General features: G+C 61.7%; 17 protein-coding genes. 4 read left to right on the top strand and 13 right to left on the bottom strand.

Annotated elements, in window-relative coordinates:
* Positions 1–5 precede the first annotated feature (5 nt).
* From KSS96_RS15500 to KSS96_RS15485, 4 genes are all read right to left on the bottom strand, one after another.
* Positions 6–617 carry a LysE family transporter gene (locus KSS96_RS15500; protein ID WP_017528102.1) on the bottom strand — a complete coding sequence of 204 codons (612 nt, stop codon included), beginning with the start codon at positions 615–617 and terminating at the stop codon, positions 6–8.
* Between the two features lie 82 nt (positions 618–699).
* Positions 700–1,170: an arsenate reductase ArsC gene (locus KSS96_RS15495; protein ID WP_217855037.1), complete on the bottom strand. Its 471-nt coding sequence runs from the start codon at positions 1,168–1,170 to the stop codon at positions 700–702.
* 1 nt (position 1,171) lies between these two features.
* The gene (locus KSS96_RS15490; protein WP_017528100.1) at positions 1,172–2,455 is read right to left on the bottom strand and encodes an arsenic transporter; all 1,284 of its coding nucleotides are present in this window, start codon (positions 2,453–2,455) and stop codon (positions 1,172–1,174) included.
* A gap of 19 nt (positions 2,456–2,474) precedes the next feature.
* On the bottom strand, positions 2,475–2,831 hold the full coding sequence (locus tag KSS96_RS15485; protein WP_116078745.1) for a metalloregulator ArsR/SmtB family transcription factor: 357 nt from the start codon (positions 2,829–2,831) through the stop codon (positions 2,475–2,477).
* Positions 2,832–3,005: 174 nt separating this feature from the next.
* Here KSS96_RS15485 and KSS96_RS15480 point away from each other — a divergent pair, with 174 nt between their 5' ends.
* The 4 genes from KSS96_RS15480 to KSS96_RS15465 all read left to right on the top strand — a co-directional run bounded on the left by KSS96_RS15480 (position 3,006) and on the right by KSS96_RS15465 (position 4,820).
* On the top strand, positions 3,006–3,221 hold the full coding sequence (locus KSS96_RS15480; protein WP_017528098.1) for a hypothetical protein: 216 nt from the start codon (positions 3,006–3,008) through the stop codon (positions 3,219–3,221).
* Between the two features lie 71 nt (positions 3,222–3,292).
* Complete coding sequence (locus KSS96_RS15475) at positions 3,293–3,988, top strand: AzlC family ABC transporter permease (protein WP_065879037.1); 696 nt, start codon at positions 3,293–3,295, stop codon at positions 3,986–3,988.
* The gene (locus KSS96_RS15470) at positions 3,985–4,296 is read left to right on the top strand and encodes an AzlD domain-containing protein (RefSeq protein WP_065879038.1); all 312 of its coding nucleotides are present in this window, start codon (positions 3,985–3,987) and stop codon (positions 4,294–4,296) included. Before KSS96_RS15475 ends, KSS96_RS15470 begins: the two co-directional genes overlap by 4 nt.
* Before the next feature lie 170 nt (positions 4,297–4,466).
* Positions 4,467–4,820 carry a hypothetical protein gene (locus KSS96_RS15465; RefSeq protein WP_026067277.1) on the top strand — a complete coding sequence of 118 codons (354 nt, stop codon included), beginning with the start codon at positions 4,467–4,469 and terminating at the stop codon, positions 4,818–4,820.
* A gap of 142 nt (positions 4,821–4,962) precedes the next feature.
* Here the strand turns inward: KSS96_RS15465 and KSS96_RS15460 are convergent, their stop codons facing one another.
* From KSS96_RS15460 to KSS96_RS15420, 9 genes are all read right to left on the bottom strand, one after another.
* Positions 4,963–5,667 (bottom strand): YoaK family protein, encoded by a 705-nt coding sequence (locus KSS96_RS15460; protein ID WP_017528094.1) that lies wholly within the window; start codon positions 5,665–5,667, stop codon positions 4,963–4,965.
* A 93-nt stretch (positions 5,668–5,760) separates the two neighbouring features.
* Positions 5,761–6,789: a DNA topoisomerase IB gene (locus tag KSS96_RS15455; protein ID WP_065879039.1), complete on the bottom strand. Its 1,029-nt coding sequence runs from the start codon at positions 6,787–6,789 to the stop codon at positions 5,761–5,763.
* Between the two features lie 73 nt (positions 6,790–6,862).
* Positions 6,863–7,948, bottom strand: coding sequence for a molybdenum ABC transporter ATP-binding protein (gene modC, locus KSS96_RS15450; protein WP_065879040.1), 1,086 nt, complete (start codon positions 7,946–7,948; stop codon positions 6,863–6,865).
* Positions 7,948–8,628: a molybdate ABC transporter permease subunit gene (gene modB / locus KSS96_RS15445; RefSeq protein WP_065879041.1), complete on the bottom strand. Its 681-nt coding sequence runs from the start codon at positions 8,626–8,628 to the stop codon at positions 7,948–7,950. The genes modC and modB overlap by 1 nt, the downstream gene beginning before the upstream one ends.
* Positions 8,629–9,381, bottom strand: coding sequence for a molybdate ABC transporter substrate-binding protein (gene modA / locus KSS96_RS15440; RefSeq protein ID WP_065879042.1), 753 nt, complete (start codon positions 9,379–9,381; stop codon positions 8,629–8,631).
* 114 nt (positions 9,382–9,495) lie between these two features.
* Positions 9,496–10,554 (bottom strand): NAD(P)H-dependent flavin oxidoreductase, encoded by a 1,059-nt coding sequence (locus KSS96_RS15435; RefSeq protein WP_017528089.1) that lies wholly within the window; start codon positions 10,552–10,554, stop codon positions 9,496–9,498.
* 105 nt (positions 10,555–10,659) lie between these two features.
* Complete coding sequence (gene ada / locus KSS96_RS15430) at positions 10,660–11,706, bottom strand: bifunctional DNA-binding transcriptional regulator/O6-methylguanine-DNA methyltransferase Ada (RefSeq protein WP_017528088.1); 1,047 nt, start codon at positions 11,704–11,706, stop codon at positions 10,660–10,662.
* 75 nt (positions 11,707–11,781) lie between these two features.
* On the bottom strand, positions 11,782–12,447 hold the full coding sequence (gene alkB, locus KSS96_RS15425) for a DNA oxidative demethylase AlkB (protein ID WP_068931863.1): 666 nt from the start codon (positions 12,445–12,447) through the stop codon (positions 11,782–11,784).
* 3 nt (positions 12,448–12,450) lie between these two features.
* Complete coding sequence (locus tag KSS96_RS15420) at positions 12,451–12,618, bottom strand: hypothetical protein (protein ID WP_017528086.1); 168 nt, start codon at positions 12,616–12,618, stop codon at positions 12,451–12,453.

Genomic DNA, 12,618 nt, shown 5'->3' with positions numbered 1-12,618 from the left:
GTGGTTTAAATGCCCTGAGCGGCCAGAATCGCCAGATAGATCAGCACCACGCCGCAGGCGGCATAACTGACGCGCTGCCACAGTGGCGAAGCATTTTTGCGCAAGAGGTTGACCAGGGTAGCGATCAAAAAGCATGACAACACCGAGGCCAGCATAAAACCTGCAAAAAACATCAACGTCTGACCATGGCTGGGCGTGGCGCCCACGATGCCGGACAAGGCGCTCCCCAACGCGCCCCAGTAAACAATGTTCTTCGGGTTGGCCAGGGAAATCGCGGCGCCCACCGCCAGTGCGTTTTTCCCGGAAGTGGCCGCTGCGTCGTCCATTTTTGGCAGGTGCCAGGCGTCAATCAAGCTGCGTATACCAAGCCAAGCCAGGTACAGCGCGCAGATCACCGTCAGCGGCACGCGCACGGCGTCATGCTGGATGAGCAGGGCGATGCCGGTCAGGCCGATCACCGCCCACACTGCGTCGCCCACCAGCGAGCCGATCTGCACCAACAGGGCAGGCGTGAAGCCCTGCAATAAGCCACGTCGCAGGGTCTCCGCCAGCACCGCGCCGGGCGAAAGGCAAAACACAAAACCGAATACCAGCGCGTAAAAAAAGATCGTCAGCATGCCCGCTTCCTTTCGAGAAAGTGGCAGAGCATACGTCAGCAAGGGCGCTCAAATCGACCGTTGTTTGAGCCTGGCAACGTTGTTACAACGCGGCGATACGCTCAAGTTCAATCTTCAGTTGCGCCGGGGTCAGGCTGGACAGAGGCAGGTCGAAAAGCGCTCGGCAGCGGGTTTCGATGGTATTGAGTGTCGCCTCGAACGCGGCTTCCACAATGGCTTCATCGCCCTTGACGTCAGACGGGTCCTCCAACCCCCAATGCGCCTTTACCGCAGGCCCGAAATACACCGGGCAAGCTTCACCGGCAGCTCTGTCGCACACGGTGATCAGAATGTCAGGCGGGTTGTCTTTAAAAGCGTCATTGCCTTTGCTGTACAACCCCTCGGTGCTGATACCCACAGCTTGCAGCGCGCTCAGGCTGCGCGGCAGTACCTGGCCCTTGGGGAAGCTGCCGCAGCTGAAGGCCTGGAAACCCTCCGGCGCGAGGTGATTGAACAGGGCCTCGGACAAAATACTGCGGCAGCTGTTGGCGGTACACATGAACAGGACTTTCATCTTAGATACTCAGGCGCAAGGCGAGGGCGGCGAGGGTGATCAGCAACACCGGCACGGTCAGCACTATCCCGACCTTGAAGTAGTAACCCCAGGTGATGGTAATGCCTTTACGCGCCAGGATATGCAGCCACAGCAACGTGGCGAGACTGCCGATCGGGGTGATTTTGGGGCCCAGGTCGCTGCCGATCACGTTGGCGTAGATCATGGCGTCCTTGACCACGCCCACGGCGTGGCTGGACTCGATGGACAGCGCGCCGATCAACACGGTCGGCAGGTTATTCATGGCCGAAGACAGCAAGGCCGTCAGCACGCCGGTGCCCATGGCCGCGCCCCACACGCCATAAGTGGCGAAGGTATCCAGCCAGGTCGCGAGATAGGTGGTGAGGCCGGCATTGCGCAATCCGTAGACCACCAGGTACATGCCCAGGGAAAAGATCACGATCTGCCACGGTGCGTCCTTCAAGACCTTGCGCGTGGATATTTTGTGGCCCTTGGCGGCGATCACCAGCAGCAGGACGGCGCACACGGCGGAAATCGCGCTGATGGGAATGCCCAGTGGTTCCAGGGCAAAGCAGCCTATCAACAGAATGCCCAGCACCCACCAGCCGGCCAGGAAGGTGGCGCGGTCGTGGATCGCACTGGCGGGATCGGCGAGGTCGGCGGGGTCGTAGGTGTGGGGGACGTCGCGGCGAAAGTACCCCAGCAGCACGGCCAGGGTGGCGGCCACACTCACGAAGTTGACCGGCACCATCACGGACGCGTATTCGTTGAAGCCGATCTTGAAGTAATCCGCCGAGACAATATTCACCAGGTTCGACACCACCAGCGGCAGGCTCGCCGTGTCGGCGATAAAGCCCGCGCCCATCACGAACGCCAACGTTGCCGCCGGGGAAAAGCGCAGGGCCAGCAACATCGACATCACGATGGGCGTGAGGATCAGCGCCGCCCCGTCATTGGCGAACAGCGCCGACACCAGCGCGCCGAGCAAAACCATATAGGCAAACAAACGGCGACCGCGCCCACGGCCCCAACGCGCCACATGCAGGGCGGCCCAGGCAAAAAAACCGGCCTCATCGAGCAGCAGGCTGATGATGATCAGCGCGACAAACGTACCGGTGGCGTTCCAGATGATGTGCCATACCACCGGGATATCCGCCAGGCTGATCACGCCGCAGGCCAAGGCCAGGATCGCGCCCAGTGTGGCGCTCCAGCCAACACCCAGGCCCTTGGGCTGCCAGATGACCAGAATGATGGTGACGATAAAAATCGCGATCGCGACAAGCATGAATAAACGCTCCGATGGCTCAGCAGCAGGTGCTGGCCCGTTGTGGTCTGTCGCCCATTGCATCCAGACGCTGGGCGTCGTTATGCAACCATGGCTGGTTGGCTTGCAGGGTGGTGTCCAGCAGTTGGGTGACCCAGTCAGGCAGTGCCGGATTGATGCGGTAGTAGATCCATTGCCCTTGGCGACGGTCCAGCAATAACCCGCCTTTGCGCAGTTGCGCCAGGTGGCGGGAGATTTTTGGCTGGCTGTCGTCCAGAGCATGGATCAACTCGCACACGCAAAGTTCGCCTTCACGCAGAATCAGCAGGGTGATCCGGGCGCGAGTGGCGTCCGCCAGGCATTTGAACAGGGCGGGCGGGGAAAAGAAGTCGGACATGTTCAACGTCGGTATAGAGGGGGGGCGAATATATGGAATTGCGTATATGTAGGTCAAATCCTGTTTTGCGTTGACGTGGATCAAAGGTCGTCGAATCAACCACAAGTGATTGAAATTAAACTGAAACATGAATGTCCTAAAGTGCCTGCCCATTGCTGATGAAGGAAGACCCGCGTGACCCGAGCCACTCGCAACCTGCGCAAAACCCTGGATTCCGTCGCGGAAAATAACGAAACCGCGGCGTTCGACCTGATGCGCGCCGTGGAGAAACTCGCCGATGAAGTGTTGCGTCAACGCCTGCTCAATACCATTCACCGGCTCAACCAGGACGCCTATGAACTGCGTGAGGCGCGTGATTCGGTGGAGCAGGTGTCGGTAAAACTCGCCTGAGCAAGATCGTTCAAGACATCTTTTATTTGCGCTGGCATGCTCGTCGACTGTTCGTTGATGAGTCGTTTTCCATGCCTGCTGCCATACCTCATTACGGCTTCGCTCGCGGCGCCATCGCCGCTATCCCCCTGTCCCTGGCCTGCGCGCCCTGGGGGTTGCTCGCCGGTTCCATGGCCATCGATGCGCAATTTACCCCGCTGCAGGCCCAAGGCTTGTCCGCCATCGTGTTTGCCGGTGCGGCGCAGTTGGTAGCCATCGGCATGGTCAAGAGCGGCGCCAGCCTGATTTCCATCGTGCTCACCACCTTGTTGCTGACCTCCCAGCATTTGCTCTACGGCATGCACCTGCGTCCGGTTCTTTCGCCGCTCAAGACCCGGTGGCGCATGAGCCTGGGCTTTTTGCTCACCGATGAATTCTTCGCGCTGGTCAGTCATTTTGACCGCCAGACCTTCAACCGCTGGTATGCATTGGGCGTGGGCCTGACGTTCTATATCATCTGGAACCTGTTCACCCTCGCCGGCATCGTGCTGGGTAAAAGCATTCCGGGGCTTGACCAGTTGGGCCTGGAGTTCTCGATTGCCGCGACCTTTATTGCCTTGATCACGCCCGTGGTGCGCGATGTGCCGACGGTGGTCTGCGTGGCCGTGGCCCTGCTGTGTTCGGTGTGGCTGAGTTATCTGCATTGGGAGTCGGCGGTGGTGGTGTCCGGCGTGCTGGGCATGAGCGCAGGGTTTGCCTGCAAGCGACTGGGAGTCGGGCAGCCATGATTTATCTGATGATCGTGGCCATGGGCCTGGTGGTGTTTTTTAATCGTTACCTGTTTATCGAGCCGCGCCTGCCGGTGCGCCTCAACCGCGGCGCGCGCGAGTTTCTGGGGTTTGCGGTACCGGGCATGCTCACGGCGATCTGCGGACCGATCATTTTTTTGCCCGATCACCAGCTCAACCTGAGCCCGGCCAATCCGTATTTACTGGCGGGTATCTGCGCGATAGGCCTGATGTACTGGACGCGCAGTGTGTTGATTACCGTGCTGCTGAGCATGGCGTTGTTTTATCTGTTTCGCTGGTGGGTCTGACGCGCAGGCGTAAAAAAGCCCGCGGGAGGGCGGGCAGAAGGAAGACTTCTAAAAATGAGCCTGGCCACTATAGGTGGTGAGTTCTTCCTTCACAGTGAAACAAAGTTCATGCAGGCGGCAGTCAACGCCATTGCAATGGTACAGTCGCGTTTTTTCAAGGAAGCGATGGCATGCGAAAGGTGGTCATGGGCGCATTGGTACTGGCAGCACTGGCCGGTTGCGCGGGTTCGAAGATGAAAGACGCGCGCGCGGGCACGCCCTACAAAACCCTGGCGTCGGATAAAACCACCCTGGTGGTTGCCGAGTGCGTTCAGTTTGGCTGGCAGGATGAAAGCGTGTTTGGCGTGGACGCCGGTGGTTTCAAGGAGCCGAGCGGGGCGGGCGGTTTTACCGTGTACACCACGGGCGGCGATTACTTCGTGGACGTGCAAAGCGCCGGTAGCGGATCGTCCGTCAAGTATTACGCCGCTGCCGACGGCATGCCCGCCAAGCGTCGTTTGGCCGCATTGGCGACCTGCCTGTAATCCCGTGCCTTAGGCATATTCGGAAATGCCCGGCACGACAGCCGCCGGACATTCGCTTATTATTCACACCGCTCGCCCGAGGTAATGGCTCTTTACCAGTACACGGACGTCGAGGCCAGCACGTCGGGCGAGCATCCTTCTTCTAGCGCGGCATAAACCCCAAATGCCAACGCCGAGGGATCTTCAGTGTCAAGACCCCCAGTGCCCCGGCCAACACGCCACTGACCAGCAACGCCTTCAGGCCCATCTGCTGCTCCAACAGCGCACCGATCACCGCGCCCACAAACATGCCGCCCCACGGGATCAGTTGCACCCGCCACCCGTTGCGGCGCTCCCCCAGCATCCAGCGGCCCAGGCCACGACCAAAGCGCGACAGTGCCCCCGTGACGTAGGTCAGCCCCACCGGTAAACCATTCACCTCTTCCACCGCCGCGTTGAGCATACCCATCGCCGTGATTGCCGCCAGCAAAGCGGGCAAGGCATCCTCGAACGGCCACAGCGCGCCCGCGCACAGCAATGTGGCGATGCACAGCAGCAATGGCAGTGCATGCCGCCGCCCGAAGCGGCTGACCACCACCCCCAACGCATTGCCGACAACGAAGGTGGCAACCAGCAGCAGCAGGCGTCCTGTCAAACCGAGATCACCGGCGCTGATCGCCACCGCCAGGCGCGTGGTGTTACCGCTCATGAACGACACGAAGTCACCGCTGGCCATAAAGCCAATGGCGTCGGTCATGCCGGCCAGCACCGAGAGGCTGGCCACCAGCATCAAGCCGACCCGACCGCGCCAGCGCTGTTGATGAGCAAGCGCGGCATTGGCGAACGGCTTGTGGGACGAAGGCAGCATGGGCCGTGCTCCTCAAGTGAGATTATCCGGCCACTACGGTAGGACGCTTTGCTGACGTGCGCAATGATCTCAGACAGCTTTAAGTTGCACCGCCTAACGTCCCTTGGCGAGCTGCTCAAGGAACATGGCCAGCGCGACTTCCTCGGCCTTGAGCCCCTTGCGCTTGCGCGGCTTGGGCAGTTTCGACAGCTCGCCCAGGCTGAAATGCTCTAGCACGGCGGGGTGGATATAACACTTGCGGCACACCGCCGGTGTATTGCCCAGTTGCCTGGCGACGTCCTTAACCATCGCCACCACGTGCCGCTTGGCTTCGGATTCGGGCTGCCATTGCAGTTCGCGCAGTACCGCCAGCGCCATGGCGGTACCGGCCCAGGTGCGGTAATCCTTGGCGGTGAAGTCGGCGCCGGTCAGGCTGTGCAGGTAGGCGTTTACATCGTGGGAACTGACGGTGTGACGCTCTCCCTCTTCATCCAGGTACTGGAACAGGTTCTGCCCCGGCAATTCCATGCAGCGCCGGACCACCGTGGCCAGGCGCCGATCCCTGACGCTGACCTGATGCTCCACGCCACTCTTGCCACGGAACTGGAACTTGATTTCGCTGCCCTTGATACCCACATGGCGGTTGCGCAGGGTGGTCAACCCGTAGGACTTGTTGTCGCGCGCGTACTGGGTGTTGCCGACGCGGATCAACGTGGCGTCCAGCAGCATCACCACCGTGGCCAGGACTTTCTCGCGGGTAAAGCCGGGTTCCGCCAGTTGCGCTTGCAACCGCTTGCGCAATGGGGGCAGCGCCTTGCCGAACGCCTGCAGGCGCGAGTACTTATCGCTGTCGCGCACTTCACGCCAGCGCGGGTGATAGCGGTATTGCTTACGCCCACGCGCGTCGCGGCCGGTGGCTTGCAGATGGCCGCGCGGGTCGGCGCAGATCCACACATCGGTGTAGGCGGGGGGCACGGCCAGGGCGTTGAGACGCTTGATTTGGTCAGCGTCGTTGATGCGCTCACCCTTGGCATCGAAATACTGGAACTTGCCGCGTACTTTCTTGCGGCGGATACCGGGCTGGGTGTCGTCAACGTAATGCAAATCGCGGGGTAGATCGGCGGGCAACGCAGAGTCGGGCATGGGCGGGTTCCTTGGCAACACATCAGGCCGGTATGTCTGATTGACCGCAGCCCTGTGCGGTCGTGCCAAATAGTTATGCGAGCACGGCGACCGCCTTGATTTGCGCCCACAACGCCTGGCCCGGGTGCAGTTGCAACTGATCGCGGGAGAAGCGCGTGATACGTGCCAGCAATGGCGTGCCGGCAGCCTCCAGGCGTACCAGCACATGGGCGCTGTTGTCCGCGGCTATTTCGTCGGTCACCGTCACCGGCAGGCGGTTGAGGATGCTGCTGTGTTCTTCGGCCTGCAGGCTCAGGCTCACGTCCCGCGCCTGCACCTTGACCCGCAACGCTTTGCCGACGGCCAGTGGCGCATGAGCGATGCGCATTGGCAGGGCGCTGCCAGGCAGTTGCAGCGTCAGCAGTTGATAATGCGCGTCATAGGCGCTGACGGTGCCGTTGATCATCACACCGGCGTCGTCGCCCCGTGCCAGCGGCAGGTCGAGCCGCGCCAGGGTCTCGCCGATGGGGCCGCTGGCCAGGGCCTTGCCGGCGCTGAGCAGCACGATGTGATCGGCCAGGCGCGCCACTTCATCCTGGGCGTGGCTGACGTACAGCACGGGAATATCCAGTTCATCGTGCAGGCGCTCCAGATATGGCAGGATCTCGCCCTTGCGCTGGCTGTCGAGGGCGGCCAGCGGTTCATCCATCAGCAGCAGTGTTGGGCTGGTGAGCAAAGCCCGGGCGATACCGACGCGCTGGCGTTCACCGCCGGAGAGGAACAAGGGGTTGCGCTCCAGCAGATGGCCGATGCCCAAGAGCTCGGTGGCTTGGGCCATGTCCACGCGGCGCTGCTGGCGGGGGATGCGCTTGAGGCCGAATTCCAGGTTGGCGCGCACCGACAGATGCGGGAACAGGCTGGCTTCCTGGAACACGTAGCCCAGGGCGCGTTTATGCGGGGCCACGAATAACCCGGTGCGGCTGTCCTGCCAGACCTCATCGTTGACCTGGATAAAACCGTCGTGCGCACGCGCAAGCCCGGCGATGCAGCGCAGGCAGGTGGTTTTGCCGGAGCCGGAGTGCCCGTACAACGCCGTCACGCCGCGCCCCGGCAGATGCAGGTCGACCTCTAGGGCGAAGTCGGGGTATTTGAGTTGCAGGCGTACGTCAATCGTCGACATCAGTTCCAGCCCATCCTGGTTTTACGGCTGGAGTACAGCGCCAGCAACACAAGAAACGCAAACACCAGCATGGCCCCGGCAAGCCAATGAGCCTGGGCATATTCCATGGCTTCGACATGGTCGTAGATCTGCACCGAGACCACGCGGGTCCTGTCCGGAATATTGCCGCCGATCATCAATACCACGCCGAACTCACCGACCGTATGGGCGAACCCGAGGATGGCCGCGGTGATAAACCCTGGGCGTGCCAGTGGCAAAATGACGGTAAAGAAGGTGTCCCAGGGATTGGCGCGCAAGGTCGCGGCCACTTCCAACGGGCGAGTGCCGATGGCGCTGAAGGCGTTTTGCAACGGCTGCACCACAAACGGCATCGAATAGATCACTGAGCCGATCACCAAACCGGTGAAGCTGAAGGTGAGGGTGCCCAGCCCCAGCCACTGAGTGAACTGGCCGACGTAACCGTTTGGGCCCATGGTCAGCAGCAGATAAAAGCCAATCACCGTAGGTGGCAGCACCAGTGGCAGGGCGACGATCGCGCCGATGGGGCCACGCCACCACGAGCGGGTGCGCGACAGCCACAGGGCAATCGGAGTGCCGATGACCAAGAGGATCACTGTGGTCAGCGAAGCCAGTTTGATGGTCAACCAGATGGCGGAAAAATCGGCACTCGATAGCGGCATTTATAACTCGTAACCGTAGGATTTGATAACCGCCGCGGCTTTGGGGCCTTTGAGGTATTCAACCAGCGCTTTGGCAGCGGCGCTGTCTTTGCCTTTGTTGAGGATCACCGCGTCCTGTTTGATCGGGTCGTGCATGGAGGCGGGGACGATCCATGCAGAGCCGCGGCTGACTTTGCCGTCTTTGTAGATCTGCGACAAGGCCACGAACCCCAACTCGGCGTTACCGGTAGACACGAACTGATAGGCCTGGGTGATGTTCTGGCCTTCAACCAGCTTGGCCTTGACCTGCTCGGTCAGGCCTTCTTTGGCCACAACTTGGGTCGCGGCCAGGCCGTACGGCGCGGCTTTCGGGTTGGCGATGGACAGGTGCTTGAAGTCATTTTTCTTCAAGACCTCACCGTTGGCGTCTACATAGCCTTCTTTAGCCGACCACAGCGCCAACGTGCCCACGGCATAAGTAAAGCGCGAGCCCTTGACGGTGGCGCCTTCGTCTTCGAGTTTTTTCGGGGTGGCGTCGTCGGCGCTCAGGAACACCTCGAACGGCGCGCCGTTTTTGATCTGCGTGTAAAACTGCCCGGTAGCACCATAGGCCGCGACCAGCGTGTGGCCGGTGTCCTTCTGGAAGTCGGCGGCAATCGCCTGGATCGGCGCGGTGAAGTTGGCGGCCACGGCCACCTGGACTTCATCGGCGCTGGCCGAGCCGGCCGCGAACGCGGCGACCAGCACGGCCAGGCGTGAGGCGTGAATCATCATGGAGCAGCTCCTTGGGATGTACGGCAGGTGGGTAGAAGGGCTAACCGCTATGTACGCGAATATATAGCGGTTGGCCTTTGCCGGTACAGCGCAATGTTGCCGCAGGTGGCTGGGTTACGTGAGTTTGGCCAGGGCTTGTTCGGCCAACTCGCGGGTCAGCTCATAGGTGGCCAGGTCCTTGCCCAGGCGCAGTGCCTGGCCCGACCAGAGGTTGCTGAAACCCGCTTCATCCTTGGCCTTGAGCGGCATCAACGCTCCGCCGGCCTTGGGAAATGCCGGCGCCGCCGGATTGATCGCACCCAATTCACGCATCAGCCGGTTGACGATGCCCCGCGCCGGGCGGCCAGTGAACAGGTTGGTGAGTGCAGTTTCGCTGGCCTGGGCGTGGCGCAACGCATGGTGATGGGCGGCGGTTACATTCGCTTCGGGGGTGAACAGGTATGCAGTGCCGATCTGCACGGCCGAAGCACCCAGGGCGAACGCCGCGACGATCCCGCGTGCATCGCCGATACCGCCGGCGGCGATCACCGGTACGCTCACGGCGTCCACAACCTGGGGTAGCAGGGCGAACAAGCCGATCTGCGTATTGAGATCGTCGCTGAGAAACAAGCCGCGATGCCCGCCCGCTTCGATGCCCATGGCGATGATTGCGTCGCAGCCATGGGCTTGCAGCCAGACCGCCTCTTCCACAGTGGTGGCAGAGGACAGCACCTTGGCGCCCGTGGCTTTTACCCGCTCCAGCAGGGATTTTTCCGGCAGGCCAAAGTGAAAGCTGACGACCTCAGGGCGAAACTCTTCGACGACCTGGCAGGCGGCATCGTTGAACGGCGCGCGGTTGGACACCGGCGTTGGCGCATCAAAATCGGCGCCCAATTCGCGGTAGTACGGTTCCAGCAGCGCTTTCCAGCGTTGGTCCCGCGCGTCGTCAACGGAAGGCGGTTGATGGCAGAAAAAATTGACGTTGATCGGTCGATCGCTGGCCTGGCGGATGGTGGTCAGCGCGTCACGCAGTTGTTCAATACTCAGCGCGGCAGCCGGCATGGAACCCAGCGCGCCAGCACGGTTGGCGGCGATTACCATGGCGGGGGTGGTGCCAACGGCCATGGGGGCCTGGATGATAGGGACCTCGATACCCAGCAGGTCGAGAATGCGCGTGTCTGGCCAGGTGCCCATGTTATGCGTCTCCAGCGTTAGTCGGTTTCTTCGCTGTTTTAGCAGGGCCATCGCTGCGCGGCCAGTCTGTTTTATTCACTGGACGACGCAGGTTTTTCGTGCGGTTCAATCGCCGCGTTCGCGCTCCAGCAATTGGCGCTTGCGTTCCACCCCCCAGCGGTAGCCCGACACATCACCGTTGCTGCGCACCACGCGATGACACGGGATTGCCACTGCCAGGCGGTTGGCTCCGCAGGCCTGGGCCACCGCACGAAACGACGTGGGTGCGCCGATCTTTTCGGCGATTTGCGCATAGCTGGCCGTGCTGCCCAGCGGAATTTCGCGCAAGGCTTGCCATACCCGCTCCTGAAACGCGGTGCCGCGCACATCCAGCGGCAGGTCCAGGCCCAGGGCGGGCGCTTCGATAAAACCCACCACCTGCGCGATCAACTGTTCGAAGCGGCGGTCGGCGCCCACCAGGTCGGCCTTGGGGAATTGGTCCTGCAGTTCGCGCACCAGTTGCTCGGGGTCATCTCCCAGCAGGATCGCACACACGCCGCGGGCGCTCTGTGCCACCAGGATCGCCCCCAGCGAACATTGGCCCACCGCGAACAGAATCTCGTTGTGGGCGCCGCCGGCCCTGTAATCGCTGGGTTTCATGCCCAGCAACTGATCGGCCGAGGCATAAAAACGACTGTTGGAATTGAAGCCTGCGTCATACAGCGCATCGGTCACCGTATGTTGGCCCTTGAGCCCGGCGCGCACTTTGCGTGAGCGGTGTGCGCTGGCGTAAGCCTTGGGCGTCAGCCCCGTGACGGCCTTGAATACACGGTGGAAGTGAAACGGGCTCAGGCCCGCCAACTTGGCCAGGGCATCAAGGCTGAGCGGGGTGTCGGCCTGCTCGATATGGCGGCAGGCCATGGCCACCCGTTGCGCATGCTGCGCTGCCCGCTGGGTCTGGTCGCCGACGGCACGCTTACTGGGCCGATAGCCTGCCGCTTCGGCTTGGGCGGGAGTGTCGAAAAACTCGATATTTTCCGGGCGCGGCAAACGCGAAGCACTGCTGGGGCGACAGTACACGCCGGTGGTTTTCACACCGTAGACGAACAGCGTATCGGCCTTGGGGTCGCGGGTGAGGATCGCAGCCCAGCGTGGATCTTGTTCGGTAGTCATGGCAGGCACTCGTTACAGGTCCTGGGCAGATTAGCCGCCTCGTAAAAACCTGGCACTCCGAAGCTTGCGCTCAAATCAGCCGGCGGTGCGCAAGGTGAGGTTGATGCGTTGCCGTCCCATGCGGGGGTGCACGCCCTCCTTGATGGGCATTACGCCATGAAAACGCAGGCGATCAACCCCGCCCCACACCACCACATCGCCATGAAACAACGAAATCTTTTGCGGCTTGTCACTACGCGCATGGCCGCCAAACAGAAAAACTGCCGGCAGCCCGAGGGACACCGACACGACTGGCGCGCTGTAGTCTCGTTCGTTCTTGTCCTGGTGCAGGGACATTTTCGCGCCGGGGACATAGCGGTTGATCAAGCAGGCATCCGGGGCGAAATCGTTGAAGCCGGCGTCGGCTGCCGCCAGCACCGCCAGTTCGCGCAATGCGTCGGGCAGGGCCGGCCAGGGTTGCTGGCTGCGCGGGTCCAGCGGGCTGTAGCGGTAGCCTCTGGTATCGGTGGTCCAGCCCAGTTCTCCACAGCTACTCAACGCAGCCGACATGGTAAAGCCGCCCGGAGTGACCATTTGCCGAAACGGGGATTGAGCCAGCACGCGGCGTAGCTCAGGTAGAAGCCGCTCAACCCAGGGCAGGGCGTAAGCCCGTAGCACGTAGGACTGTTCGCCGATTTGCTCGCGCCCGGCGGGTTGTTGCAGGGCGTCGTCGGCGAACAGATCGGCAGTGGGGCCGGGCATGCCTTACAACGCCTTACTCACGGTGATGTCAGTGATTTCATCGCTGGCATCGTGGATTTTCGCCAAGGCTTGCTTGGCTTCTTCCAGGCTATTGCTCGTCAGTTGGGCGAACTCAAAACGGCGTTCGCCGTTGAGTTTGTACTTGATTACATATTTGGTAGTGGCAGTCAC

Origin of the sequence: Pseudomonas asgharzadehiana (assembly GCF_019139815.1) — a bacterium.
Taxonomy (GTDB): Bacteria; Pseudomonadota; Gammaproteobacteria; order Pseudomonadales; family Pseudomonadaceae; genus Aquipseudomonas; species Aquipseudomonas asgharzadehiana.
This window is presented reverse-complemented; position numbering and strand designations above follow the sequence as displayed.